We start from the raw sequence: 26,192 nt of genomic DNA on the forward strand, positions 1-26,192 counted from the left end.
TCAGTAACAAAAATAAGGATTTATGTGGTAAAGCCCGTTAAATCTCTCCTGTAGTTTCGCTAATGCGGTAGCGTTCTTTGTCTCTACTGCTTCTTAAGATCAATTCGCCCAAAAAGCCTGCAATGAAGAGTAATGTACCCAGGATCATTGTGGTAAGGGAGATGTAAAACCACGGATTATCGGTCACCAGGATACTGGGCAAGCCCTGGTAAAGCTTGTATAATTTGGAGGCACCAATAGCGACTGCAAAGAGAAAACCAAAGAAGAACATGAGCACGCCCAGGGCGCCAAAAAGATGCATGGGCCTGCGGGCAAAACTTGACAGGAACCAAATGGTGATGAGATCAAGAAAACCGTTAATAAAACGCTCGGCTCCAAATTTTGTTTTTCCGTATTTCCTTGCCTGGTGCTGTACTACTTTTTCGTCTATACGCGAGTAGCCGGCGTTTTTAGCCAGTACCGGAATGTAACGGTGCATCTCGCCGTAAACATCAATATTCTTTACTACAGCTTTGCGGTAGGCTTTTAGTCCGCAGTTAAAATCGTGCAGCTTAAGGCCAGAGGTTTTTCGGGCTGCTGCATTGAACAATTTTGAAGGGAGGTTTTTAGTAAGCACGGCATCGTAACGCTTCTTTTTCCAGCCCGAGATAAGATCAAAATTCTCTTTGGTAATAAGGTGATATAATTCAGGGATTTCTTCAGGATTGTCCTGGAGGTCGGCATCCATGGTAATGATTACGTCGCCTTCAGCTTTATCAAATCCCACATGGAGAGCCTGAGACTTTCCGTAGTTGCGATTAAACCTGATTCCTTTAACTCCTGCATCTTCCGCAGCAATCTTTCTAATTACTTTCCAGGAATTATCGGTGCTACCATCATCGATAAAGATGATCTCGTAAGAAAAAGAATTGGACCGCATCACCGATGCGATCCAATTATATAATTCATTTAAAGATTCTTCCTCATTAAGAAGAGGGATGACAATAGATAATTGCATTCAAGTGTGTTTATACTTCGTAAGGCCTCTTTTCCTTCATGATGAGTCCGGCGATCAATCCTATAATTAATCCTCCAAACATATACATCACCAGGCCACTGGCAAAGATAATCCATGGAGATTGAAAAGTAGCACCCATTTCTAAGGCATTATCAATTTGGGTTTCGCTCATACCAGGAAATTGTTCTGTCATTTGCTCTCTTTGCATCTCCATCATTTGTGACATGTAGTCGGGCTCAATTACTGTAGAAAGAACAATAGACCAAATACCGCCAATAATAGCGGCAATAAGTCCTATACCCACTGCAACCTTAATAGCTTCGCCCATGCTAAGGAAGCCGCCATTTTCAGATTTAAATGCTTTAATTCCATACACCATAAATGCTATAAGAAGTGCCAGGGTAATAACGGTGAAAGACCAGTGGGGAGCGAGGTGGTTGTTGGTGACGTACATAATAACGCCTACTACTACCAGGGCGATTCCCAGAAGAAGACCATAATTAAGAACAAATTTACCCGCTTTTGCTTGTTGTGTTTCCATTATTATTAGATTTGTTGGTTAATTACGGTTAGTAAGCAAAGATAACAAAACGTTACACTCGTACACTTGGTTTCTTTAAGGCTGAAAATTAGAGAAGAAATACTTGTTGATTTAGAAAAATTATTTAAATTTGCAGCTCGAAAAAATTACAAGATTTTAAAGAATAAAGAGATGAAGCAGGGAATCCATCCGGAAAATTATAGATTGGTAGCTTTCAAAGACATGTCAAATGACGAGGTTTTTATCACCAAATCTACCGCGAACACAAAAGAAACTATTGAAGTTGATGGTGAGAATTATCCTTTGGTGAAGTTGGAGATCTCCAGAACTTCTCACCCTTTCTACACCGGGAAAGCCAAATTGTTGGATACTGCCGGTCGTATTGACAAGTTCAAAAATAAATACGCGAAGTTCAAAAAGTAATTTTAGCGTCATTATAATTTACAATAATTTACAAGCCTCCTTACAGGGAGGCTTTTTTTGTTATACTTTTTTAAAATTTCATGTGTTTTTTTAAAAAACTGTACTTTTGGCTCAAAAAGAAAACAAATGAACTATATTCTCTTTGACGGTTCTGCCCGTTCCCATTTGCTGCCATTTACTTTTACCCGCCCCGTGGCCGAAATAAGAGTTGGGATCCTGACCATTCGGGAAAAATGGGAGAGATATTTAAATACCACTACTTCTACAATTACCGAAGATTATCTTTCAGAAAAGTGGCCAATGGTAGAGATGGAAGAGAACGTTATGATAAACGCTTCCTTTATTCCCACGCCCGAACTTGTGGAGCAGGTGAGGAATCTGCAGCCCGGCGAAGGGATTTTTTACGAGGAAGATGTTGTGGCATTTCATTCATATGAAGAGCAGGAAGTAGATTTTAACGACTGCAAGCATATTGAGCTTGAAGGAAAGCCGGTGGTTGTGGAGCATACATGGGACATCTTTAGGCTGAATGGTGAAGCTATTACTACCGATTTTGAACTACTTGTTCAGGATCGTAGCAGTCAGAAGTTATCTTCCACAAATCAGGTAATAGCACCCGAAAATGTCTTTTTAGAGGAGGGGGCAAAGGTAGAATGTGCTATTTTAAATGCTTCTGAAGGTCCTATCTATATTGGAGCAGATGCCCAGATTATGGAAGGAAGCATTGTGCGGGGGCCATTTGCGTTAGGAGATCACGCTGTGCTGAAGATGGGTGCTAAGATCTACGGTTCAACTACAGTGGGGCCACATTCTAAAGTTGGGGGAGAAGTGAATAATTCTGTCATTTTTGGATACTCAAATAAAGGTCATGACGGCTACCTGGGCAATTCTGTGCTGGGTGAGTGGTGCAACCTTGGTGCCGACACCAATACTTCAAATCTAAAGAACAATTATGCCGAAGTGCGCCTGTGGGATTATGCCACGGGTAGATTTGCGCATACAGGACTTCAGTTTTGCGGACTCATGATGGGAGATCACAGTAAATGCAGTATCAATACCATGTTCAACACAGGCACTGTGGTGGGTGTGAGTGCCAATATCTTTGGTGCTGGTTTTCCGCGGAATTTTGTGCCCAGTTTTAGTTGGGGCGGAAGCGGGGGCGCAACAACTTACCAAACCTCAAAAGCCTTTGAAGTAGCCGAAAAGGTAATGGAAAGAAAAGAGGTGGAATTCTCAGAAGAGGATAAAGCTATTTTAGAACAGGTCTTTGAAGACACGAAACAATACAGGCGGGATTAATTTTTAGTATTTAGTGCTTAGTAACAGTACTTGTAAATATATATTCCTGTTAATTGATCGTTGATTCAGGGAATTGTTCATTGAATTAAAGTTGGTATCTTTGCAGCCTCTAAAATGTCATTTTTAGAGGCTTTTATATTTAACTGAAATTCTGAAGGTTGTCTTTCGGAATGATGAATGAGAAGAAATGGAAGATCCCAAAAAAGTTGCTTTTTACACCCTGGGTTGCAAGCTTAATTTTTCTGAAACCTCTACCATTGCCCGATCTTTTAAAGATGAAGGTTTTGCACGAGTAGATTTTAGTGAAGCGGCCGATATATATGTGATTAATACCTGTTCGGTAACTGATAATGCCGATAAAAGATTCAAAACCATTGTGAAGCAGGCGCAAAAAGCGAATGAAAACGCTTTTGTGATTGCTGTAGGGTGTTATGCCCAGTTAAAGCCCGAAGAACTTGCGGCTGTAGATGGAGTAGACCTGGTTCTTGGTGCTACCGAAAAATTCAAGATTACCAATTACCTTAATGACCTCACCAAAAATGACATGGGAGAGGTGCATTCCTGTGAAATAGAGGAAGCAGATTTCTATGTGGGTTCTTACTCTTTTGGAGATCGCACAAGAGCATTTTTGAAGGTGCAGGATGGTTGCGACTACAAATGTACTTATTGTACAATTCCACTGGCACGGGGTATTTCCCGAAGTGACTCTTTAGAGAACGTGCTGGAAAATGCAAAGAAGATAAGTGAGAAAGGAATTAAAGAGATTGTACTCACCGGTGTTAACATTGGAGACTACGGAAAAGGAGAGTTTGGAAACAAGAAACACGAACATACTTTTCTTGATCTGGTAACAGGTCTGGATACTGTAGAAGGAATAGAAAGACTTAGAATTTCTTCAATAGAACCAAATCTGCTGAAGAACGAGACTATAGATTTTGTTGCGCAGAGCAAGGCATTTGTGCCTCATTTTCATATTCCGCTTCAAAGCGGGAGCAATGAAGTGCTTAAGGCAATGCGCCGCAGGTACATGAAAGAGCTTTATGTAGACCGGGTAACAAAGATCAAAGAAGTAATGCCCAATGCCTGTATTGGCGTAGATGTGATCGTTGGATTCCCCGGAGAAACCGATGAGTATTTTATTGATACCTATAATTTTCTGAATGAGCTGGATATTTCTTATCTCCACGTGTTTACTTATTCAGAAAGAGAAAATACTCCGGCGGCAGAAATGGATGCAGTGGTGCCTTTAAAGGTGCGTAAAAAAAGGAGTAAAATGCTGCGCGGACTTTCTGCTAAAAAAAGGCGCGCTTTTTATGAGACTCAATTAGGCAAGACAAAAACCGTACTTTTTGAGGGAGAGAATAAAGAGGGGTATATCCATGGCTTTACCGAGAATTATGTAAAGGTGAAAACTCCCTGGGATCCTGCACTGGTAAACACGCTTCACCAGGTAGAGCTGCAGGAAATAGGAGAAGATGGAATTGTTCGTTTCTCTTATGTCGAAGAAAAGGCAGTAGTTTAAATATTAATGCCCACGGGCAGCATACCTTTGTACTTTCGGCGGTTTTTACGCATAAATCGCGCAATGGTGGGGCTGGTGGGCATTACCCTTATTTCCCGTTCCTTTATGAGGTCAAGAACTTTTTCTATAAAAGGTTCTAAATATCCTTTTTCTTTGAGCTCTTCGCTCATTTCGAGTTTGGTCAAAAAAATCTTGCGATCCTGGTTCGCATATTCAATTTTGGCTAAATCTCCTTCGACCTGAAGTTCAAATTGACGAAGAAATTCATTGTCATTAACAGATAGCTGAGGGTCCATATGTATGTTTTTAGTTAGAGTATCAAAATATCAGCCACTTTTAAAAGTTATAGAGCTTATACTGGCTGAGAGGGCCGAAGCCTTTGAGGGAAATTTTATAATTAAATGTTGATCTGAAGCGCGTAATTTCCCTTAAATTTGAACGTAAAGTTAACGATTTTTGAGCACATTACGGCTGTAGAACCTGCTAAAGTATGGTGAAAGACTCACTTATTCATGTTTATTGTATGCCCGGCCTGGCAGCCAACCCTACTATTTTTGAAATGATCGCCTTGCCTGAAGACAGGTTTGAGATTCACTGGCTTGACTGGGTGCTCCCAAAGCCAAAAGAAAGTTTAAGGGAATACAGCAAACGCCTGTGTAAAAAAGTAAAACACAAAAACCCGGTGCTCATAGGAGTGTCTTTTGGCGGGATTATTGTTCAGGAAATGGCACAGCTCATAGAGGTGCGAAGGGTGATTATCATCTCGAGCGTAAAAAGCGAAAAGGAGCTGCCCAGGCGAATGAGGTTTGCGCGATGTACCGGGGCTTTTAGAATTTTGCCCACTTCCCTTGTGCGTTACGTAGATGCCCTGGAAAAAATTGCGGTAGGAGATTTTACCAAAAAAAGAGCAAAGCTTTACAAAAAATACCTTTCTGTCACCGATACGCGATATCTCGATTGGGCGATAAAGCAAATGGTGTGCTGGGAGAGGGAAGAGCCTTATCTCAATGTAGTTCATATACATGGAGATAAAGATGAAATCTTTCCATACAGGTACATACAGGGTTGTATAACCGTGCAGGGAGGAACGCATGTGATGATTATTAACAGGTTCAGGTGGTTCAATGATCATCTTGAAGAAATCATCGATACAGGGAAACTGGAAAAAAATAAAGAAAAAGAAATACTTACTTGAGATGAAACTGAAGAACATATTAATAGGAGGAAGCTTGCTGGTGGTTTGTGGTTTGGGTATTAATGCTGTCCAGGAGGCACCCAGTGATGAAAACCAGGAAAAGAAGATCGCTAACGGCTACAATGTATATGCTTTGCCCATGCCCGAGGACCTCGAGTTTGCAGGAGAAGAGGTGCCTGTTGAAATTCCTGATGTTCATGAAAGAATGGACCGCGAACTATTGGTAAATACCTACTGGCAATCCAATACGCTTTTGTTGCTTAAGAGGGCGAATAAATATTTCCCCGTAATAGAGCCAATTCTTGCTGAACACGGGGTGCCAGATGATTTTAAGTATTTAGCCGTAATTGAGAGCAGCCTTACCAATGCAGTTTCTCCGGCAGGAGCAAGAGGTTTTTGGCAAATCATGGAAAGCACAGGGAAAGAGTATGGCCTTGAGATCAATGACAATGTTGATGAGCGTTACAATATTGAGAAATCTACCCATGTTGCTGCCGAATACTTTAAAAAGTCAAAAGAGCGATTTGGAAACTGGACGCTTGCGGCGGCGGCCTATAATGCAGGAAATTACGGAGTAGACCGGCAGAGGGTACGGCAGGACGTGCAGAATTACTACGACCTGCTGCTGGGGGAGGAGACCGGGAGATATATTTTCAGGATCCTTGCTTTAAAAGAGATCATGGAAAATCCGGCGCAGTATGGTTTTAACTTCAGGCAAAAAGATCTTTACCCGCATATACCTTCTTATAAGGTAAAAGTAGATACGGCAGTGAGCGATTTTGCTCGCTTTGCCCAGAACTTTGGGATCAATTATAAGGTATTGAAAATACATAATCCCTGGCTAAGGGAAGCGCATCTTAATAATAGTTCGCGTAAAGAATACCTTATTGAACTTCCTGAAGAAGGTTATTATTCGCCAGCTCCTTAAAGACGGTATGAAGCTGGAGTGATTCTGAAGAGCAAATTCAGAAAAAACAATTCATTTGAGCTGTTTGTACTAAGGGGACACGTTCTTTTCCGCAGTAAGATAGCGGCTGCTGTTATTTACTAACAAAAGGGAAATCGCGCTCGACAACGAATCATAATTGAGGGCGAAAGATTTTTCGAATTCTATTCCATAGGGATGGGAAGGTTTCCTTCTAATATCCAGGATTTTTTTATTACTGTTGAGTAGGAAAGAAGTTGGAAGGCCCAGCGAATGCTTCATCATTTTCACCACGTAAGGGCTATTGTTTTGTAGTTCATCCACATAAAGGATGCGGATGTTGCTGTGGTATTTTTTTGCCAGTTTCTTAGTGGTCTCATAGTTATCCCAGAACAGGATAACAAAGTCTACCTGCTCCCCGTATTTTTCAGCTAATTTATTTAGTGCCGGCACTTCTCCTTCGGTGGGAATGATCCAGGAGGCGTAAGTAGTGAGATAGACGGGTTTTGTAAACTCGTTGAGATAAACCTTCTTCTTTTTCAGGTTTGTCACCCTAAAGTTGTCAAGTACCGAGCCCTTGAGTCCGTAGTTTACAAGAGAATCGAACAGCTCGTCTGCACGGGCTATATTTTTGTCCCGGTAAGCTTTATCTGCGTGTTTATTGTATTTGGGGAGATGGATGGCAAGAGCTTCAGAAAAACTTATCTCGTCCTCCTGCGCATGTGACAGGAAGAAAAAAAATAAAGTAAAAAGAAGTAGTAAAGCTCGCTGCATGTGCCGGAAATCCAAATTCTGCACTAAGTTACAGAATGCAGCGCCCCGGCTCAAATAAACTCGTTTAACTGCGGGTAAAATAGTTGAAATACAGCAAAGAAAGAAAAGGAAAGACCTCTCTAAAACGAGGTGCCAAAAAAGGCAGTTTTAGATCTTTTTCATCTGCTGCTTCATCATCTTTATTTGCTCGTCAAGCATATTGTGTTTGTCCAGTTTTTTGGCTTCCTGAAGTAACATTTGTGCCTCTCTTTTTCTCCTTTTAGTCATAGCGATTCCCGCAAGGTTCAGCTTTGCCATAGCCAGGTCCTGCTTCATGGAGAGTCCCAGTTTTATAGCGCGTTTAAAGAATTTTTCGGCCTGGGTAATATTGGTCTGCGAGACCATTAAACCGTGTAGGTACCAGTAATATCCCTGTTGTTTGTTTGTGAGTGCTTTCTCGGGATCTTTAATTTTATCCAGCCATTTTTTGGCTCCTGCAAAGTCCTGCTTCCGAAGCCTCAAAAAGGCCATAAGTATCATTTCATTCTTGTAGTAAAGAAAAACAAAGATACCTGCCAGAAGTAAAAAGAAAAGTCCATTCCCTATATTGCCTTCAAAAAATTGCCAGATTGCGACAATAACAAGAATGGCTGTAAGAATTAGTTTATAGATTTTATTGAACATTTGCAGTAAATTTTGAAAACCGCAAAGGTAAGAAAAACAATTGGTAATTATTTTAATTTAGGGTTTGCCTAAGTAAAAACTCTTTGTATATTTGCCCGCAGTTTTAAGAGGAGGTCTTAAAGCTATTTTTCAAAGCGATTTCAAAGAAGATTAAAGATAATTATCATGAAAAGAACGTTTCAACCATCTAAGAGGAAAAGAAAAAATAAGCACGGTTTTAGAGAGCGTATGGCAAGTGTTAACGGAAGAAAGGTGCTTGCTCGTAGAAGAGCAAAAGGTAGAAAGAAATTATCTGTTTCCTCTGAGCAAAGGCATAAACACTAGATGATAATTCCTCAAAATAATAAAGGTGTTACTTTTTAAGTAACGCCTTTTTTTATACCCTGTAGGTTCCTATTTTTACAAACTCCATACAAAGACTTTCTTATGCCAAAGAACGAAAACCTCAAGAAAATACTAATTATAGGTTCTGGACCTATTGTAATTGGCCAGGCCTGTGAATTTGATTATGCCGGCGCACAGGCACTCAAATCATTACGGGAAGAAGGGATTAAAACAGTCCTTATCAATTCCAACCCTGCCACCATCATGACAGATCCTTCAATGGCAGATCATGTTTATCTAAGACCTCTTACCACAAAATCTATCATTGATATCCTTAAAGATCATCCCGATATTGATGCAGTGCTGCCTACTATGGGAGGACAAACAGCATTGAATTTATGTATAGAGGCCGAAGAAAAAGGAATCTGGAACGATTTCAATGTAAAGTTAATAGGTGTAGATATTGATGCAATCAATATTACTGAAGACAGGGAAAAATTCAAGCAATTAATGGTGCGCCTGGGCGTAGGTGTGGCTCCTGCACAAACCGTAACTTCTTTCTTAAAAGGAAAGGAAGTGGCGCAGGAATTTGGTTTTCCACTGGTTATACGCGCTTCGTTTACCCTTGGTGGTAGCGGTGCCTCTTTTGTGCATAAAGAAGAAGATTTTGATGAACTGTTAACTGCAGGTCTCGAAGCTTCTCCTATTCATGAAGTGCTTATAGATAAAGCCCTTTTAGGCTGGAAAGAATACGAGCTGGAACTGTTGCGTGATAAGAACGACAACGTGGTGATTATTTGTTCTATCGAGAACATGGATCCTATGGGAATCCATACGGGAGACTCTATTACGGTTGCCCCGGCTATGACCCTTAGTGATTCCTGTTTTCAAAGAATGAGAGACCTGGCCATCAAAATGATGCGGAATATTGGAGATTTCGCCGGAGGTTGTAACGTGCAATTTGCAGTAAGCCCCGACGAAAAAGAAGAGATCATGGCCATTGAGATCAACCCAAGAACTTCAAGGTCTTCGGCTCTTGCTTCAAAAGCTACAGGATATCCAATCGCTAAAATTGCAGCTAAACTTGCAATAGGTTATACGCTTGATGAACTTCAGAATCAAATTACAAAGTCCACTTCAGCACTTTTTGAGCCAACGCTAGATTATGTGATCGTAAAAATTCCGCGTTGGAACTTTGATAAATTTGAAGGTAGTGACCGCACCCTTGGTCTCCAAATGAAATCTGTGGGGGAAGTGATGGGAATAGGAAGATCTTTCCAGGAAGCACTTCATAAGGCCACACAGTCCCTCGAAATTAAAAGGAATGGATTGGGAGCCGATGGTAAAGGTTACTCCAACTACGATGTTATTCTCGAGAAACTGAATTTTGCCAGTTGGGATCGTGTTTTTGTGATCTATGATGCTATTCAGCTTGGCATCCCGCTAACCAGGATTCACGAGATCACAAAAATTGATATGTGGTTCCTCAAGCAATATGAGGAGCTGTACACCCTCGAAGTTGAAATTTCAAAATACACTATAGATTCTCTTCCTAAAGACCTTCTTCTCGAAGCAAAACAAAAAGGTTTTGCCGACAGGCAGATCGCTTATATGGTAGACTGTCTCGAAAGCGAGGTTTACAAGAAAAGGGAGGAAATGGGCATTAACCGGGTTTATAAACTCGTTGATACCTGTGCAGCCGAATTTAAAGCGGAAACTCCTTATTATTACTCCACTTTTGAAGCCGAAATCGAGACTAAAGAAGGCCTGAAATATGTAGAGAACGACAGTAAGGTATCAGATAAAAAGAAAATTGTAGTACTGGGATCAGGTCCAAACAGGATTGGGCAGGGAATAGAATTCGATTATTGTTGTGTACACGGGGTGCTTGCAGCAAAAGAATGCGGCTATGAAACCATCATGATCAACTGTAACCCTGAAACCGTTTCGACCGACTTTGATGTGGCCGATAAACTTTATTTTGAACCTGTTTTCTGGGAACATATCTACGACATCATCCAGCATGAAAAGCCCGAAGGTGTCATTGTACAGCTGGGAGGCCAAACAGCTCTAAAACTTGCTGAAAAACTGGATCGCTACGGAATCAAAATAATTGGTACCAGCTTCCAGTCTCTTGATTTAGCTGAAGACAGAGGTTCTTTTTCTAAGCTGCTTCAGGAAAATGATATTCCTTATCCTGAATTTGGGGTAGCCGAAACTGCTGAAGAAGCTCTTGCCCTTGCCGATGAACTCGATTTTCCAATTCTTGTACGTCCTTCTTATGTGTTAGGAGGCCAGGGAATGAAGATCGTGATCAATAAAAAGGAACTTGAGGCCACAGTAGTAGACCTGCTAAGAAAGATCCCAAATAACAAGCTGCTTCTCGATCATTATCTCGACGGAGCCATTGAAGCTGAAGCCGATGCAATTTGTGATGGCGAAACAGTTCAGATCATCGGGATCATGGAACATATTGAACCCTGCGGTATCCACTCGGGAGATTCAAATGCCCTGCTTCCGCCTTTCAACCTGGGAGATCTTGTACTTCAGCAAATAAAAGACCACACCAAAAAAATTGCGCTGGCATTAAATACTGTGGGTCTTATCAACATTCAGTTTGCGATTAAAGAAGACAAGGTCTACATCATAGAAGCAAACCCAAGGGCCTCCCGTACCGTGCCTTTTATAGCTAAAGCTTACGGGCAGCCTTACGTGAATTACGCTACCAAAGTGATGCTGGGAGAAAATAAGGTTACCGACTTTAAATTTGAACCAAAACTGGAGGGTTACGCTATCAAACAACCTGTATTCTCTTTTAATAAGTTCCCTCACGTTAATAAACAATTGGGGCCAGAGATGAAGAGTACCGGCGAAAGCATCCTCTTTATAGACAGCCTGCGAGACGATACTTTCTATGAATTGTACTCCAGAAGAAAAATGTATTTGACCAAATAAGTCTCAAAAATGCTATTTTTGAATGCCATCTTTTTAAGGTGGCATTCTTATTTACAGAGGTCTCAAAAATGTGAATTTATGAAAGAATTTATTTTAATATGCGGCGGAGCTTATGGTACGCTGGCAGTAATCTTTGGGGCTTTTGGAGCCCACGGTCTAAAGAAGTACCTTGATAACGACCAACTCAAAAGTTTTGAGACCGGCGTCAAATATCAGATGTATCACGCTTTGCTGCTCATATTGGTTGGAGTGATCTTTCCCTTTCAAGGATTATCTCAAAACCTCATGGGCTGGTTTCTTGTTGTAGGTGTCATATTATTTTCCTTCAGTATCTACGGTCTTGTGTTGTCTGCAGCAAAGGGGCGAAAAATGGCATTTTTGGGACCTGTTACTCCGTTAGGCGGACTGCTGCTCGTAATGGGGTGGATCCTGTTTACTATTAATGTTGCGGGTGTTGTGGACTCGCTTTAAATCCATAAACCGTTTTAACCATTTAAAAATGGTGACAACTGGAGAGATTATGAATTGTTCAATTCGTAAAGCTTCAGAAACTCATCATATTCCTGTTGAAATGACTTTTTCTGATGGTGTGATTTTTTGGTTTTGGATATAGGAAAATGTCTTTTCTAAAACAGATTCGGAAACAGAATAAGCAGCATATCCCGTTTGCCATGCAAATTTTTGAGATATTAGATTTGTCTGATTAACATAATGAGAACTACTTCCTTTGATTTGCTTGATCACTTCCGAAATAGATTTTTGTGGATTGAGTAAAAACAGGCAATGAATGTGATCTGGCATGCCGTTTATAATTCGTACTGGGCAACCTGCTTCACGCAATTGCTGATTGATGTGCTGATGAAGTTTATCCTCAACTGAAAGCTCAATTAAAGGACGCCGGTCTTTGGTTGACCAAATGACATGAACCCATATTTTATTATACGAATGCCCATTTAAAAGAATGAAATGAAACCGTTAAAACGGTTCTTATTTTTATGTGCTATTATAGCCACGCGTTTAAACCCGTGGCTATAATGAAATTAATAAAAAAATAATGGCTTTAGTCATTTATCTTCATACCCATAAATAGAAAATGAATTTGGCATCGTCATATGCTATGTAACCGGTAGATCTTCTCTCTCTTGTCGTTTTCGATACCTTTCAGCAAAAACGGCAATTACCAGTAGTTGCAGGATGTGGTAAAGCATGATGGGCAATAGGTACAGTGCATTTGCGGCAGAACTTCCGAAGATCACCTTAACCATTACCGATCCGTGTACCAGGGACTTTTTGGTGCCACAAAATTTTGCGGTAATCTCATCTTCCGTCGAAAAATTCAACCAGCCGGAAATTGCTCCCAGGATAAAATAGACCACGAAGAACAACACGCTCACCATTGCCAACAGCTTAAGAAGATCATAAAGACCTACCGTGCTGAATAATTCTGAAGAAAAGGCTGTACTAAAACTTGAGTACACAATAAGAACGATGATCGATTTGTCAAATAGGCCAATCTTTTTAGAATTTTTCCGGTCGAGATCCCCTAAAAACTTCTGAAGGAATAAACCAATTACCAACGGCAGAATGATTTGAATAACCAGTTTTTGCACTACTGCCGCAAATTCAAATTGAGAAGACGATGCCATAAAAAGACTGAGCCATAGCGGAGTGGCAATGATACCTAAAAGTCCTGAAAGACTTGCATTAAAGATTGCTGTGGGTATATTTCCACGGGCTAAAGAAACCATGACAATAGAAGAGCTTACCGTAGATGGCAGCGCTCCCAGAAAGAACAGCGCGAGCCACAGCGACGAATTTGTGCCACCCTCAAAAAAGGGCGCAAACGCAAGTGCGAGTAAAGGGAAAAACACAAATGTGGTAAGCTGCACCAGGATATGGACCTTGTAATTGTACAGCCCGGCTTTAAATTCTGTAGGTGACAATTTTAATCCGTAGAAAAAGAAAATGAATCCTATTCCTACATCTGTAATGAGCTTGAGGGGTAGTACTTCAGGGCCTTCCGGGAAGAACCAGGAAATGAGGATAGCAAAAAGCAGCGCCGCAATGAATCCGTTAAACTTCACTACGCCTCAATTTTCACGTTATAGGTTTCCACGATGTGAAGATGCTCTTCAGAAACAAAATCGGTTTCGGTAAATTCTTTGAGACGCACTCTTTTATTGTCATATCGCTTGATACTTTTCGCAAACCTTCTAATGTCATCCCTGGATTTTAAGACGAGTCCCGGGACTTTGACCGATTGTCCTTTCTCATCTTTTGCAACCATGGTAAAATACGAGGAATTACAATGTTTTACTGCACCTGTCTGGATATTTTCGGCTTCCACGCGAATCCCTATCTGCATGGAGCTGCTGCCCACAAAATTAACCGAAGCTTTCATCGTTACCAGTTCCCCGATTTCTATAGGTTTAAGAAAATCGACGGTGTCAACACTGGCGGTAACGCAATAGGCCCCCGAATGTTTCGAAGCACAGGCAAAAGCAATTTGATCGAGCAGGGACAATACGTAACCTCCATGTATTTTTCCGTTGAAATTGGAATGTGAGGGCAACATAAGTTCTGAAATGGTTACTTGAGATTCGGCAACAGTCTTATAATCTTTGGTCATTCTAAAGGTTTTGGTAAAGTAGGTTTATAAAATCCCCTGGAAAAGACCCGGAGAAATTTTCATAATTTAATTTAACTGGTTCTGATTTTCTTCTTCGTTTGCCCGGGAAAGCCATTTTTGAGACAATTTTTGTTTGGGAGAAATCCCCAGGGTTTCCAATTGATCTATGTCTTTAATGAGGTTTTGCTGGCCTGTAAGTTTTTTCATGGCATCATCATAGGCCGTGTTGGTAGATTTTAGCCTTTTCCCCACAGTTTCCAGTTCGTCGAGCAGCAACTTGAATTTGTGGTACAAAGATGCTGCATGATTAGCGATTTCAAGAGCATTTTGCTGTTGTTTCTCATTGCTCCACAAAGTGTCAATGGTTCGCAGTACAGAAAGCAGTGTGGTGGGGCTTACCAGTAAAATATTCTTTTGAAAAGCCGTGTAAAAGAAAGAACTGTCTAGGTTTTGCGCCAGGTAAAGGGCCGGTTCCACGGGTATGAACATCAGCACAAAATCTGGCGATTCCATCTTATAAAGGTCCTCGTATTTTTTGGCACTAAGATCCTGAATATGGGTGTTAAGAGATCGCAAGTGGTCTTTAAGATGACGCGCCCGTTTTTCCTGGTCTTCTTCGTTTACGTATTTTTCATAAGCTACCAGCGAAACTTTTGAGTCAATGACCATGCGTTTGTCTCCGGGTAAATGTAGAACCACATCTGGCAGTAGCTTTTTACCATCTTCTGTTTCGTGAGACTGTTGCACAAAATATTCTCTGTCTTTCACGAGGCCCGACTTTTCGAGTACGCGCTCCAGGATAAGTTCGCCCCAGTTGCCCTGGGTCTTATTTTCTCCTTTTAGAGCCCTGGTGAGGTTATTGGCTTCTTCGCTGATCTTCACGTTCTGCTCGTGCAGGTATTCAAGCTGCTTGCCCAGCTGTGCGTGCCGCTCAATAAAATCATTGGAGTTTTTCTCCACCTTTTCCTCAAAGTTCCTGATCTTTTCCTGAAGCGGAGAGAGGATCTGGGCGATGTTCTCTTTGTTGATGCTGGTGAATTTTTCCGATTTTTGTTCGAGGATCTTGTTAGCAAGGTTCTCAAATTCTTTGCTGAATTTTTCCTGAAGTTTTTCCAGTTCTCCTTTTTGCTCTTCAAGTTTTTGCTGAAGGTTTTTATATTCTGAAGTTCTCTCGGTCAATTGGGTGCTAAAAAGGTCTTTTTTGCCCCTAATTTCTTCACGTTCCCGGCAGGCTTCAATTAATTGATTGTTTACGGCTTCTTTTTCTTCCCGTGCCTGCTCCTTGATCTGAAGTAGCTGCTCCTGAATTTGAACCTTATATTCCTGATACTGATTGTTAAGCTGTTCATTTCGCTCTTTTAGCACATTTTGAACACTTTTGCCCCTAAAATTGGCCAGTAAATAACCTAAAAGACCTCCAAAAATAAGGATAATAAGAGAGGTTGCCAGTAGAATAGGATCTGTCATGAGCTGCAGGTTTGCTCAAAGATACTATTTTCAGGTTTTTATTCTGAAGGATTCGGTAGCGGCATCAAAAACAATAAGGTCTGAAGGAAAGATGCTCTCAAAATGCCCTTTTTGGATAAGCTGTTGAGGCGTATCCTGTACTACCTCATTGGGTTTCATCAAAATGATCTTATCGCACAATTGCAGCGCAAGATTAATTTCATGTGTTGCAAAGATCACCGCTTTTCTTGTGCGTAAACTTAGGTCTTTTAAAAGTTTAAGCACCTGTGCCTTGTGGTACATGTCGAGGTGAGAAGTGGGTTCGTCGAGGATCATTACAGGTGTATTCTGTGCCAGGGCTCGCGAAATAAGTACTTTTTGCAACTGTCCGTCGCTTAGTTCGTGACATTTCTTTTCCTGTATTTCTTCGATCTTCACCAGGGCCAGTGCGTCTTTTACTATTTTTCGGTCGTCGGGGCTAAGTCTTCCTATCCAGTTGGTATAAGGTTGTCTTCCAAGTGCCACCAGTTCGGCTACGCCAAGGTTTTTTGACAGGGGCTGCTCGGTGAGCACCAGGCTAATCATGGTTGCCAGTCTTTCCGAAGAAATGTTCTTCCTGTTTTCTCCGTTGATCTCGATGTGTCCTGAGAGCTCGGGTTGAATTCCGCTTACCGTTCTCAAAAATGTCGATTTCCCTACGCCATTTATTCCTATCACAGCCACCAGTTCACCTTCAGTAACCGCAATATTTATTCCTGAAGCAACTACTTTTTCCAGCTTTTTCTTCCTGTAACCTATGCTAAGGTTTTCAGTTTTAAGGATGATATGTTTCTTTTCTGCTTCTATGTTCTGAATCTTTAGAAGAGGAATTTTCTTTTTCTTACCAGGAGCCAAATCACCACAGGTGCACCTACTAATGAAGTTACTGCATTTATTGGTAAAGTGAAATCGCTGCCCGGCATTTGTGCTACGGTATCACACAGCAACATAAGAATGGCTCCGCCAAAAATCACTGCTGGCAACAGGATGCGGTGATCGTTCACGGGAATTATCTGCCTAATGAGGTGAGGCACGGCCATGCCCACAAATGCTACCGGCCCGGCAAAGGCAGTGATGCTACCTGCCAGAATACTGGTGGAAATAATGAGCACGGTACGGTTACGACCAATGTTCATTCCCAGGCTTCGGGCGTATTGCTCTCCTAATAAAAGGGAGTTGAGATTTTTAATGCTGAAGAGGGCAATGGTAACGCCAAATAACCAGAAAAGGCTAAGAATACCCAGTTCGTTCCAACTGAGATCGCCCACACTTCCGTAGGACCAGAAAACGTACTGCTGCAGTTGTGCCGCCGGACTAAAATATGCCAACACGCTCACAAGTGCAGAAGTGAGGCTGGCAAACATGAGCCCAATAATGAGAATTGCCATGGTATCTTTCAGCTTGACCGATGCCAGCATTACCGCCATAAGTACGAGCAAACTCCCAAGGCTGGATGCGATCACCACGCCCCATTGGGAGAATATAATACCTCCTGCCACGCCTCCAAAGATAGTAGCTCCCATGAGTACAAGAGCTACCCCAAGGCTGGCGCCACTACTCAATCCCAGCACATACGGACCGGCTAAAGGATTCCTGAACAGGGTTTGCATGAGCATCCCGCTCACCGCCAGCCCCGATCCCACCAAGATAGAGGTGAAAGCCTTTGGTAGCCGGTATTCCATAATGATGTAATGCCAGTTGGTGTTGCCTTCTTCTGAAGAGAAAAGCACCGCCAGCACCTTTTCAAAAGGGATGTTTACTGACCCCAGGCTAATATTTAAAAGCCATACTGCAACTGTTGCTCCCAGCAAGAGAAATAGAATGATAATATAGGAGCGGGTGTTTTGCAACTATTTGAGCGGTTTATAGAAAGTAGTGTTGTAGTTGGGGAGCAGTTGAGGATGAAAAATGGAGATCATGTCTTTCAAAACCAGATCGGGCCGCATAGGCGCAAGTTCATAAAATATTACTCCCCCGGTACTTCCTTTTTCACTTGCGAAAGTGTAAATATTCTTCTCTTGAAAAGCTTCAAACCTGGAATAATGAGGCGAGGCCTGCAGCATTTCTTCGTAAGCTGTGAATTGTGCAGGGCCCATCCAGAAATCGGCTTGAGCAGCCTGGGTAAGTACATTTTCAAAAGAAAGGGAAAGGCTCCCTGTGCCCTCTGTTTGACCAAAGAGGTAGTTTGCATGAGCATCTTCTATAAAAATGGCCTGCCACGAGTTTCCTGCCGGCAGGTACCACTGGTCTTTAAACATGGCACCGGCTACTACATCGGGTTTATCTTCAGCTTTTTTTGCAAGCTCTTTAGCACTTAGATAGTCTGCTTCTACCTTCTCAAAAAAAGCATTTGCCTCATCCATTTTTCCCAGGAAGGCGCCAAAGAACTTGATCCATTCTACCTTGCCAAGGGGCGTGCTCTCTGTCCAGTCGGCATTAAAGACTACCGGAATTCCGCTTTTTTCGAGCGTGTTGAAACTTTTGTTGCTACCATCTACAGAAAAGCCAATGACTACATCGGGCTGGAGGTTGAGCAGGCTTTCGGTGTTTAGTGCTTCATTTTTGCCAAGCTCTTTAACTTTACCTGCGGTGATGAGGCTGCGGGTTTTTTCAGAAGAGATATAATCCAGACCCGGAAAGCCCACGAGCAGTTCTTCGGAATTTAGAATTTCAAGCGCCGGAATATGAGTTGTGGAAGTAACCACTATGTTTTTTACCGGAATTTGAACCCGTTGATCAAATTCTACGTCTTGTGGTACGTTCGCTCCTTCTTCTGCCAGCAGGTATCTATAGGTCCTGTCGGCATTGGGCCACGGGTTTTCTACAGTAATGATCTTATGATCTCCAAAATCGGTGATTTTGAGACCCGAGGCATATTGTATTTCGACTTCTTTTCCCTGCTTTGTTAAGAGCGGAGCTTTTTCCTTTTTGTCAGATTTGCATCCAAAGGAGACGATAAGAAGTAAGAGGCTGTATGTGTAGAGGATATTCTTCATTGGCACTTCAAAAGTAAGATTATTTAAAATTTTTGAAGTGAAAAGCCCTAAAATGTTTACTTTCGCATTGAATTTTGGTTCGATTGTTTTCTGAAGAAAATTTTCAGAAAGTAAAGACATCGATTAAAAGGGAATCAGGGGAAGTTAGAAGTACGAATTACGAAGTACGAAATTTGACACTAACTTCCGAAGAGAGTTGAAACAAGAATTACTTCGTATTTCTAACTTCTAAACTCTAACTTCAAACAAGCCTGAGCTGTTCCCGCAACTGTAAGCTTAGTTCCGATGCGTCGGAATGCCTTTTGTACACTTCATACCACTGTCCTGATTTTAGGATGGGAAGGTTAACAAAAAGGACGCGAGCCAGGAGACCTGCCATTTTTCATTAATTAAAAACCTTCGGCTTTCGGGAAAAAAGCCTGCGGATGATGAAAAAAAGCACTTTCTACCTTCTATTCCTGGCCCTGCTAAATTGGACACCCTCTTTTGCCCAGCTGGACTCTATCAATTATCTCAAAGAGGTTTTTCTGAGCGATGAAAAACTGAGAGATTTTTCTACAGGACAAACTCTTATTAAAATAGGTGATTCTGTTAGTAAACTCAGTCGCCCTACATTAGGGGAGGCCTTGCGGTTCAACTCTCCAATTTATTTTAAGGAGAATGGCCTGGGTATGGTTTCTTCGCCTTCTTTTAGAGGAACAACCGCATCGCAAACCGCGGTGTTATGGAACGGGATCAATATCAATTCCCAATTTAACGGGCAGGTCAATTTCAATATTATTAGTACAGCAGGCATAGACGAGGTCACTGTACGCGGCGGTGGCGGAAGTGTGGTTTATGGTACGGGCGCCATTGGCGGTACTGTTCACCTCAATAATCGGCTTCATTTTAACCAGGGCTTTAAAAATGAACTTTTTCTTCAGTATGGCAGCTATAACACTGTAGATGCGAGATATAAAACGGAAGCTTCGGGCGAGCTGTGGAGTTTATCTATAGCGGGAGCACGAAACAGTTCAGACAATGATTATGAATATCCCGACAATGGTGAAAACCTGAATGGGCAATTTTTCAATAATACGCTAGATGTGGGGCTGGCATATAAGATCGCTCCCAAGAATTATTTACGGGCTTTTAGTAGTTTTTCTCATGCAGGCAGGCATTTTTCACTCATAAGACCTTCGGAAACCCCAACAAAATACAGGGACGTTAACAGCAGGAATTTACTGGAGTGGGAGACAGGGATCTCGCATTTTAAGTCTACTACCAAACTGGCATTTTTAGATGAAAGCTTCAGGTATTATGAGAATCTGTCTTCCGACAAGTATTCGTTTGGGCAGGCAGAGACTTTTATAGCCCGAAATGACCTGGAGTACACTGGGTTTAAAGATATTAAATTAGCTTCGGTGCTTTCAAATACCCACACCAGTGGCGAGGGTTCCGGAATTGATGACAACAGCAGGAATATTTTTTCCGCAGCATTACTTCTGAAGCATCACGCAACCCAAAGATTCTCGTATGAGGCAGCGCTTCGGAAGGAACTGACAAATAATTATGAGAGCCCCGTGCTCTTTTCCGCAGGAGCAATATATGAGTTTTCATCCTTCTACGCACTGAAGCTGAATGCCTCCAAAAATTTTAAGATCCCTACTTACAACGACCTTTACTGGAATCCCGGGGGAAATCCCGATTTAAAACCGGAGACTTCGCTCCAGGGAGAAATAGGTAACAGTTTTAGATGGCAAAATTTTGATCTGGATCTTACCGCTTACTATATAGATATAAAAGATATGATAAGGTGGCTCCCGGCAAGTGGCGGAATTTGGCGGCCGCAGAACGAAGATGAAGTACGCTCTTACGGATTGGAAGGGCTTTTAGGTTGGGAGAAGCATATTGGTAACGGATTTTTAAGGCTTAAAGGAATATACTCTTACACGGTATCTGAAAATCAAAAGACCAGCAAGCAATTGATCTATGTCCCTTATCACAAAGTAACGGGCAGTGCCGGCTATGCTTATGGTCGGTGGAATTTTGATTACCAGTTGCTCTTTAATGGAGAGGTATTTACACGATCGGACAATGATCCAAAATATAATCTTGACGCCTACACAATTTCCAATATTTCTACTTCTTATGCTTTTGGCCAGGAAAAATCCTACAGGTTAGGAGCTCGGGTGAGAAATATTTTTGATGAGGCTTATCAAAACGTAGAAGACCGCTGGATGCCTGGCGTCAATTTCAATATTTATTTAAATCTTAATTTTTAATTTATGAAGCTTAGCAAACTATTTTTATTTGGACTCCTTGGAGGAATATTTTTCAACTCGTGTAGCAGTGATGATGACAATGTAGATCCACAACCCGAACCAGAAGTCGGAGTTTATTCCGAAGGTCTTTTTGTGCTTAATGAAGGCGCACAGGCTGCGGGTACAGTAACATATATTAGTGATGATATGGAAACTGTAGAGAACGAAATTTACCAGGCAAACAATAATGACGACCTGGGAATGTTTCTCCAGTCAATGTTTTTTCACGAAGACAATGCTTACATAATTTCTAATGGTTCAAATCTTATCACCGCGGTAGACCGTAACACCTTTGAAGTTGGTGGAAAGGTAGATAGTGGTCTCAAAGTTCCTTATTATGCAGCAGTAGTTGGTGAAACAGCTTATGTAACAAATTTGGCTGAAGTAATAGATACACCTAATGATGATTATATTGCATTGGTAGATCTTAAAACTTTAGAGGTTACCGGTACCATAGAAATTGACGGTCCTGCTTCGAAAATTATAGCTGAAGATGAGTTCGTTTACGTTCAGAATTCTTCTTATGGAGTGGGTAATACTATAACTGTAATAAATTCAGCTACCAAAGATGTAGTAAAGACCATCCAGGTCAATGACGGACTTACAGATATGGAGATCGAGAATGATTATCTCTATGTGCTTGGCACAGGAAGCTTTGAAACTATTGATCTTACAACAGGGCAAAAAGTATCGGAAGTTGTTTTAACTGATGATCTACAGGGAGCTTCTAATTTAGAGGTTGAAGACGGTACAGCTTATTTTACTTTAGACAATGCAGTTTATGCTATGGCAGTTGGAGCTACAACCAACCCTGTTGCTCCTATGATCGAGTATACCAGTAATTCCCAATGGGGAAAAATGTACGGTTTTGAGGTAGAAGACGACAAAATATATATTGGTGATGCCGGTGATTTTGGATCAAACGGATTTATTCAGGTGTACACAACTTCTGGTGAATTCTTAAAACAAATTAGTGTTGGTGTGGCACCAAACGGGTTTTATTTCAATGACTAAAACAGATATGCTTTAAATGAAAAAATCCCGCTTTTGCGGGATTTTTCATTGGTATGTATTTAGATCTAGTTCCGTTTTGCAGGCACCTCATTGGTGTACATTCTTTGGTATGTAGGCTGAAACATATCGCTCTCTCCTTCAATCTTAAACCTGTCATTGAGCATTCTTTTATTTGCAGCAGTTGCCTGCTCTCCACCAGTCTCTCCTGAAATAGCATTTAGAGCAACCTTTAGTAAAGGTTCTTCCGGATCTCCAAGAGGAAGATAATTTAGGCCTTCTGATGCTGTGATGTCGGGAGTTAATCCGTCGCCGTAATCACTTTTTCCAACCGAGTTGGCAATTTTTGAAATCAACGGCTGAATAGCATATTTATGAGTCGGGTTAACATTTTCTTTGGCGAACATGATGTGATCTGAATCGTACAGCGTTCTTGAACTCTGGTATTTTCCTGCAGTTTTATCCCCAATATGAATTACATCAATGTAAGGATCGAGGCCATTGATCAAAAGTTCACTCGCCGAAGCCGAGCCACGGGTGGCAATCACGTAAACCTTTCCAAGGTTCAGGCTGTTAATGGCGTCTCCCGTACGTATCTTATCATTAAACCTGAAGTTCACATATTCGGGCGCCTCTTTTTCGTAGATCGCTTTCCATTTCTCATTCATGATCATCTCGGCAAGTAATTTGCCTTTTAAACCTCCGGTGACCATAGATGCAAGATCTGAGGCTGTTTCAACAGATCCTCCTCCATTGTACCTCAGGTCAATTACAAGTTCATCTATGCCCTCAGCTTTAAAGAAACCAAAAGCTTCGTTCAACTGCTGGTCAAAATCGGAAGTAAAGCCATTGTACATAAGGTACCCAACATTTAGGTCGTTATGTTTTATAACCTTGGCTACGTGAACGGGATTTTCAGCCAGTTCTACACTTGTAAGCTGGGCAGTTTCTCCGCTTAAACCAATTGTGTTATCAGTGATTTCGGCATAAGAAACGCTAAAACTATCCTGTGACAGCAGCTGTCCTAAATTACCTACAGTCAGTTGCTGCCCGTTAACTTCAAGGAAAATATCCCCACGTTTAATTCCTGCCTGGTCTGCAGGAGAATTGGGTACTACATATCTTGTGATTATAAAGGCATCGCTTCCACCTCCAATAGTTCCGTAGGCAAAAACCATCCCTGTCGTTTTCTCTATACCACTGTATAGCAATTTTTCCAGTTCGGTATAATCATCCCACATAAAACTGAACCTGTCATGTGATGCTTTTAAACTTTCATAGGTATCTTCAGGTTCGTCAAAATCTGCAAAAAAGTCTTTTTTCTCCTGAAGGTTTTTGAAATAATCTTCCTGTAATTCGGGCACTTCGGCTTCATAAAGGTACCAATCGGCCATTGCGCGATGTATAAATAAGTCAACAGTGTAATCCCGTGCATCGGGAGTTATTTCAGGATCCTTTTCCTGTACATCGTCATCTTTGGAGCAGGAGGTGAAAAATATTCCCAAAAGGAATAGCGGCATAAATAATCTCTTCATTTAAAATATATTTAGTGGTGGCTAAAACTAAGATAATCATGAATAGTACCAAAGAAATATGTAAAAAATTTGTTAAAATGCTGCTCCTGGTTTGAGAGGCAAAACAAAGTCTTCGGTGTACATCACTTGGTGAAGTAGGTCGTAACTCCTGCTTTCTCCTAACACTTCAAAAATGCCATTTTTGACACTCATTTCGGGAGTGTGTCCTTCTATGAGGCTTAACACCGCTGCCAGCAAGGGCTCGTCAGGATCTCCCAATACTCCGAGATCTGTAAAATCTTCTTTTATTTCTACATCCGGAGAAAGCCCTTCGGAATAATCGGTGACATTATTGACGTTCAGGCTCTTATAAATGAGGGGTTGTACCGCGTAAGAATGCCCTGTATTTGCTCCGTTTCTGCGGAAGTTTGGTGAATCGTAAAGCGTAGTGGAAGCCTGAAATTTTCCTGTAGTATTTTCCCCTACCTGAATCACATCGATGTATGGCTTAAGTCCGTTGATCACCAGCTCGCTGGCCGAGGCAGTCCGTAAAGTGGTAATGAAATAGACCTTTCCCAGCCCCAGGCTGTTTATGGCTGCTCCTGTTCTTATTTTGTCGTCAAAAAGATTGACCAGACTTTCGGGGGCGGTAGATTCTAATAGGTTCTGGTATTCCTTATTCCACTGTTCTTTGCTGAAGATCTCCCCGTTGAACTGTCCCGTGATCATACTGGCCAAATCACTGGCAGTCTCCACCGAACCCCCGCCGTTATACCGCAGGTCTACAATCAAGTCCTGAACTCCTTCGGCTTTGAAGTAAGCAAAAGTATTGTTTAGAACATCATCAAAACTGCCTGTAAAACCGTTGTACATGAGATAACCTACAGTACCATTTGTGGTTTCAAAGGTTGTGGCTATATAAACAGGATTGGTGGTATACTCTTCTTTTTGAAGGCTTATGGTCTCTCCCGTAGCTATGATCTCACCTTCAGTAAACTCTGCCATACCTATAGTGTAACTTTGCTGTTGCAGCAGTCTTGAATAATTTTCCCGGTTGAGTTCTACGCCATCTATGCTGTTGAACAAATCTCCTCTCTTTACTCCCTGCTCTTCAGCTGAAGTATTGGGCAAAACATAACGCACGTAACCCACTACGTTTTGTGAACCGGGAGGATAGGCCACTACGCCATACTGCATTCCGTTTGAAGTGTTGATGCCGTCAAATAACCTTTCCAAAGCCCTGTAATCCTGCACCAAAAAACTGAAATCATCAAAATCGGCTACCAGGCCTTCGTAAAACAGTTCTTCGGGAGATGAATAACTTCTAAGGAATTCGTTGAGTTCTTCCTGGTTGGCAAAACGATCATCGGCAAGATTGGGAACATCGGCCTTATAGAGATACATATCGTTCATAGCCCGCCAAATAAAATTTTTAATTTCCAGCTCTCCCGAAGCTACAAGTACGTCATCACGGTCATCATGGCAACCATAGATAAACAGCAACATGAAAAAAGACAGGAGTAGTTTTGAGGTAGATTTCATAGCTTTATCCATATTTATCACTTTAAATGTAATACGAATAATTATACTTTTTAATATTTATTGGTAACAAAGTACCTTCAACGTCGTCGTAAAGGAAAGGGCCCTAAAAAAGCCCTGCCAACCAAACCAAAATGAAACAGCATACTTTCATAAGTCTCATGAAACCGGTGCAGGACAAGATGTACAGGCTTGCCTTAAGGCTACTTGTTTCAAAAGAGGCTGCAGAAGATGCGACACAGGAAGTAATGTTGAAGCTTTGGAGCCGTAAAGAGAAATTGAGTTCTTATAACAATGTAGAGGCCTTTGCCATGACCGTTACCAGGAACCATTGTCTCGATCAACTTAAGTTGAAACAGAACAATAACCTGCGCATTGTTCACAGCAATTACGAATGCGGTGAAACTTCACTGCAGCACAAGGTAGAGATACAGGATGACCTGAACTGGGTGGAGAAGATCATTGCCGATCTACCTGAACAGCAAAAGATCCTCATCCAGTTAAGGGAGGTGGAGCAGTATGAATATGAAGAGATAGCTAAAATGACCCAAATGAACCAGACAGCTATAAGGGTAGCTTTAAGCAGGGCCCGAAAAAAAATAAAAGAAGAAATGATTAAAAGACACCGCTATGGAATCGCAAATAATTGAGAAACTGCTAGATCGCTACTTCGAAGCCGAAACCACAGGAGAAGAAGAAGCCCGCCTAAAGAACTATTTTAGTTCGGGAGAGGTCGCGCCACACCTGCAACAGTACATTCCCATGTTCTGTTACTTTGACCAGGCAAAGACCGAAAAGCTTGACAGGAAAGTTGCTTATACACCTCATAAAAACAAGCTGGAGCCGGGCAGGAAAAAAGTGTATTCGTGGGTAGCAATCGCCGCTTCTATTGTGATCTTCCTGGGAGTTGTAATACAGCAGGAAAACCAGGTGAGCGAGTTTGGTACTTACGAAGATCCCGAACTGGCTATGCAAAAAACCAGGGAAGCCCTTGAGATGATGTCCCTGTATATGAACGCCGGCACCGAAGATCTTAGCTACATAGAAGAATTTAATAATACTAAAGATAAAATTGTAAAATAACCCAAAAATCAAAA

General features: G+C 41.6%; 25 protein-coding genes, 1 pseudogene and 1 riboswitch. Of the genes and pseudogenes, 12 read left to right on the plus strand and 14 right to left on the minus strand.

Annotation, left to right across the window (positions count from 1 at the left end):
• Positions 1 to 37: 37 nt before the first annotated feature.
• Together ACQ93I_RS04195 and ACQ93I_RS04200 are read right to left on the minus strand one after the other, a co-directional pair.
• A complete protein-coding gene (locus ACQ93I_RS04195; RefSeq protein ID WP_431697284.1) occupies positions 38 to 997 on the minus strand; it encodes a glycosyltransferase family 2 protein in 960 nt (319 codons plus the stop codon).
• A gap of 10 nt (positions 998 to 1,007) precedes the next feature.
• A complete protein-coding gene (locus ACQ93I_RS04200) occupies positions 1,008 to 1,538 on the minus strand; it encodes a DUF4199 domain-containing protein (RefSeq protein WP_431697285.1) in 531 nt (176 codons plus the stop codon).
• A gap of 171 nt (positions 1,539 to 1,709) precedes the next feature.
• Here ACQ93I_RS04200 and ACQ93I_RS04205 point away from each other — a divergent pair, with 171 nt between their 5' ends.
• From ACQ93I_RS04205 to mtaB, 3 genes are all read left to right on the plus strand, one after another.
• Entirely contained in the window at positions 1,710 to 1,961 is a 252-nt protein-coding gene (locus ACQ93I_RS04205; protein WP_265162857.1) for a type B 50S ribosomal protein L31, read from the plus strand.
• A gap of 126 nt (positions 1,962 to 2,087) precedes the next feature.
• Complete coding sequence (locus tag ACQ93I_RS04210) at positions 2,088 to 3,260, plus strand: GlmU family protein (RefSeq protein ID WP_431697286.1); 1,173 nt, start codon at positions 2,088 to 2,090, stop codon at positions 3,258 to 3,260.
• A 187-nt stretch (positions 3,261 to 3,447) separates the two neighbouring features.
• Positions 3,448 to 4,782: a tRNA (N(6)-L-threonylcarbamoyladenosine(37)-C(2))-methylthiotransferase MtaB gene (mtaB, locus tag ACQ93I_RS04215; RefSeq protein ID WP_431697287.1), complete on the plus strand. Its 1,335-nt coding sequence runs from the start codon at positions 3,448 to 3,450 to the stop codon at positions 4,780 to 4,782.
• Here mtaB and ACQ93I_RS04220 read toward each other — a convergent pair.
• Complete coding sequence (locus tag ACQ93I_RS04220) at positions 4,779 to 5,078, minus strand: N-acetyltransferase (RefSeq protein WP_266067751.1); 300 nt, start codon at positions 5,076 to 5,078, stop codon at positions 4,779 to 4,781. The two genes, mtaB and ACQ93I_RS04220, sit on opposite strands and share 4 nt — an antisense overlap.
• 194 nt (positions 5,079 to 5,272) lie before the next feature.
• Here ACQ93I_RS04220 and ACQ93I_RS04225 point away from each other — a divergent pair, with 194 nt between their 5' ends.
• A complete protein-coding gene (locus tag ACQ93I_RS04225; protein WP_431697288.1) occupies positions 5,273 to 5,977 on the plus strand; it encodes an alpha/beta hydrolase in 705 nt (234 codons plus the stop codon).
• A 1-nt stretch (position 5,978) separates the two neighbouring features.
• The gene (locus ACQ93I_RS04230) at positions 5,979 to 6,905 is read left to right on the plus strand and encodes a lytic transglycosylase domain-containing protein (protein WP_431697289.1); all 927 of its coding nucleotides are present in this window, start codon (positions 5,979 to 5,981) and stop codon (positions 6,903 to 6,905) included.
• A gap of 69 nt (positions 6,906 to 6,974) precedes the next feature.
• Here ACQ93I_RS04230 and ACQ93I_RS04235 read toward each other — a convergent pair whose 3' ends face one another.
• Both ACQ93I_RS04235 and ACQ93I_RS04240 read right to left on the minus strand, forming a co-directional pair.
• Entirely contained in the window at positions 6,975 to 7,676 is a 702-nt protein-coding gene (locus ACQ93I_RS04235; protein WP_431697291.1) for a TlpA family protein disulfide reductase, read from the minus strand.
• Positions 7,677 to 7,823: 147 nt separating this feature from the next.
• A complete protein-coding gene (locus ACQ93I_RS04240) occupies positions 7,824 to 8,339 on the minus strand; it encodes a tetratricopeptide repeat protein (protein ID WP_431697292.1) in 516 nt (171 codons plus the stop codon).
• Positions 8,340 to 8,504: 165 nt separating this feature from the next.
• Here ACQ93I_RS04240 and rpmH point away from each other — a divergent pair, with 165 nt between their 5' ends.
• The 3 genes from rpmH to ACQ93I_RS04255 all read left to right on the plus strand — a co-directional run bounded on the left by rpmH (position 8,505) and on the right by ACQ93I_RS04255 (position 12,089).
• Complete coding sequence (rpmH, locus tag ACQ93I_RS04245; protein ID WP_083961569.1) at positions 8,505 to 8,663, plus strand: 50S ribosomal protein L34; 159 nt, start codon at positions 8,505 to 8,507, stop codon at positions 8,661 to 8,663.
• A gap of 102 nt (positions 8,664 to 8,765) precedes the next feature.
• The gene (carB, locus tag ACQ93I_RS04250; RefSeq protein WP_431697293.1) at positions 8,766 to 11,618 is read left to right on the plus strand and encodes a carbamoyl-phosphate synthase large subunit; all 2,853 of its coding nucleotides are present in this window, start codon (positions 8,766 to 8,768) and stop codon (positions 11,616 to 11,618) included.
• A gap of 78 nt (positions 11,619 to 11,696) precedes the next feature.
• Entirely contained in the window at positions 11,697 to 12,089 is a 393-nt protein-coding gene (locus tag ACQ93I_RS04255) for a DUF423 domain-containing protein (RefSeq protein ID WP_431697294.1), read from the plus strand.
• Positions 12,090 to 12,136: 47 nt separating this feature from the next.
• On the opposite strand, the pseudogene tnpA reads toward ACQ93I_RS04255, so the two are convergent.
• From tnpA to ACQ93I_RS04290, 7 genes and pseudogenes are all read right to left on the minus strand, one after another.
• Positions 12,137 to 12,581, minus strand: a pseudogene (tnpA, locus tag ACQ93I_RS04260) (IS200/IS605 family transposase).
• Positions 12,582 to 12,733: 152 nt separating this feature from the next.
• A complete protein-coding gene (locus tag ACQ93I_RS04265) occupies positions 12,734 to 13,702 on the minus strand; it encodes a bile acid:sodium symporter family protein (RefSeq protein WP_431697295.1) in 969 nt (322 codons plus the stop codon).
• The gene (locus ACQ93I_RS04270) at positions 13,702 to 14,247 is read right to left on the minus strand and encodes an acyl-CoA thioesterase (RefSeq protein ID WP_431697296.1); all 546 of its coding nucleotides are present in this window, start codon (positions 14,245 to 14,247) and stop codon (positions 13,702 to 13,704) included. Before ACQ93I_RS04270 ends, ACQ93I_RS04265 begins: the two co-directional genes overlap by 1 nt.
• A 66-nt stretch (positions 14,248 to 14,313) precedes the next feature.
• A complete protein-coding gene (gene rmuC, locus ACQ93I_RS04275) occupies positions 14,314 to 15,714 on the minus strand; it encodes a DNA recombination protein RmuC (protein ID WP_431697297.1) in 1,401 nt (466 codons plus the stop codon).
• A gap of 30 nt (positions 15,715 to 15,744) precedes the next feature.
• On the minus strand, positions 15,745 to 16,587 hold the full coding sequence (locus ACQ93I_RS04280) for an ABC transporter ATP-binding protein (protein ID WP_431697298.1): 843 nt from the start codon (positions 16,585 to 16,587) through the stop codon (positions 15,745 to 15,747).
• Entirely contained in the window at positions 16,551 to 17,582 is a 1,032-nt protein-coding gene (locus ACQ93I_RS04285; RefSeq protein ID WP_431697299.1) for a FecCD family ABC transporter permease, read from the minus strand. Before ACQ93I_RS04285 ends, ACQ93I_RS04280 begins: the two co-directional genes overlap by 37 nt.
• Positions 17,583 to 18,728, minus strand: a complete 1,146-nt coding sequence (locus ACQ93I_RS04290) for an ABC transporter substrate-binding protein (protein WP_431697300.1) — start codon at positions 18,726 to 18,728, stop codon at positions 17,583 to 17,585.
• Between the two features lie 58 nt (positions 18,729 to 18,786).
• Positions 18,787 to 19,122, plus strand: a riboswitch (cobalamin riboswitch).
• A gap of 31 nt (positions 19,123 to 19,153) precedes the next feature.
• Between ACQ93I_RS04290 and ACQ93I_RS04295 the strand changes: the two genes are divergently transcribed.
• Together ACQ93I_RS04295 and ACQ93I_RS04300 are read left to right on the plus strand one after the other, a co-directional pair.
• A complete protein-coding gene (locus tag ACQ93I_RS04295) occupies positions 19,154 to 20,992 on the plus strand; it encodes a TonB-dependent receptor plug domain-containing protein (RefSeq protein WP_431697302.1) in 1,839 nt (612 codons plus the stop codon).
• Between the two features lie 3 nt (positions 20,993 to 20,995).
• The gene (locus ACQ93I_RS04300; RefSeq protein WP_431697304.1) at positions 20,996 to 22,045 is read left to right on the plus strand and encodes a YncE family protein; all 1,050 of its coding nucleotides are present in this window, start codon (positions 20,996 to 20,998) and stop codon (positions 22,043 to 22,045) included.
• A gap of 65 nt (positions 22,046 to 22,110) precedes the next feature.
• Here ACQ93I_RS04300 and ACQ93I_RS04305 read toward each other — a convergent pair whose 3' ends face one another.
• Together ACQ93I_RS04305 and ACQ93I_RS04310 are read right to left on the minus strand one after the other, a co-directional pair.
• The gene (locus tag ACQ93I_RS04305; RefSeq protein WP_431697305.1) at positions 22,111 to 23,577 is read right to left on the minus strand and encodes a S41 family peptidase; all 1,467 of its coding nucleotides are present in this window, start codon (positions 23,575 to 23,577) and stop codon (positions 22,111 to 22,113) included.
• Positions 23,578 to 23,649: 72 nt separating this feature from the next.
• The gene (locus tag ACQ93I_RS04310; RefSeq protein ID WP_431697306.1) at positions 23,650 to 25,110 is read right to left on the minus strand and encodes a S41 family peptidase; all 1,461 of its coding nucleotides are present in this window, start codon (positions 25,108 to 25,110) and stop codon (positions 23,650 to 23,652) included.
• A 119-nt stretch (positions 25,111 to 25,229) separates the two neighbouring features.
• On the opposite strand from ACQ93I_RS04310, the gene ACQ93I_RS04315 reads away from it, so the two are divergent.
• Together ACQ93I_RS04315 and ACQ93I_RS04320 are read left to right on the plus strand one after the other, a co-directional pair.
• Positions 25,230 to 25,745: an RNA polymerase sigma factor gene (locus tag ACQ93I_RS04315; RefSeq protein WP_431697307.1), complete on the plus strand. Its 516-nt coding sequence runs from the start codon at positions 25,230 to 25,232 to the stop codon at positions 25,743 to 25,745.
• The gene (locus ACQ93I_RS04320) at positions 25,726 to 26,178 is read left to right on the plus strand and encodes a hypothetical protein (RefSeq protein WP_431697309.1); all 453 of its coding nucleotides are present in this window, start codon (positions 25,726 to 25,728) and stop codon (positions 26,176 to 26,178) included. Before ACQ93I_RS04315 ends, ACQ93I_RS04320 begins: the two co-directional genes overlap by 20 nt.
• The last annotated feature ends 14 nt before the right edge of the window (positions 26,179 to 26,192 follow it).

Source organism: Salinimicrobium sp. WS361, from assembly GCF_050750585.1.
Taxonomy (GTDB): domain Bacteria; phylum Bacteroidota; class Bacteroidia; order Flavobacteriales; family Flavobacteriaceae; genus Salinimicrobium.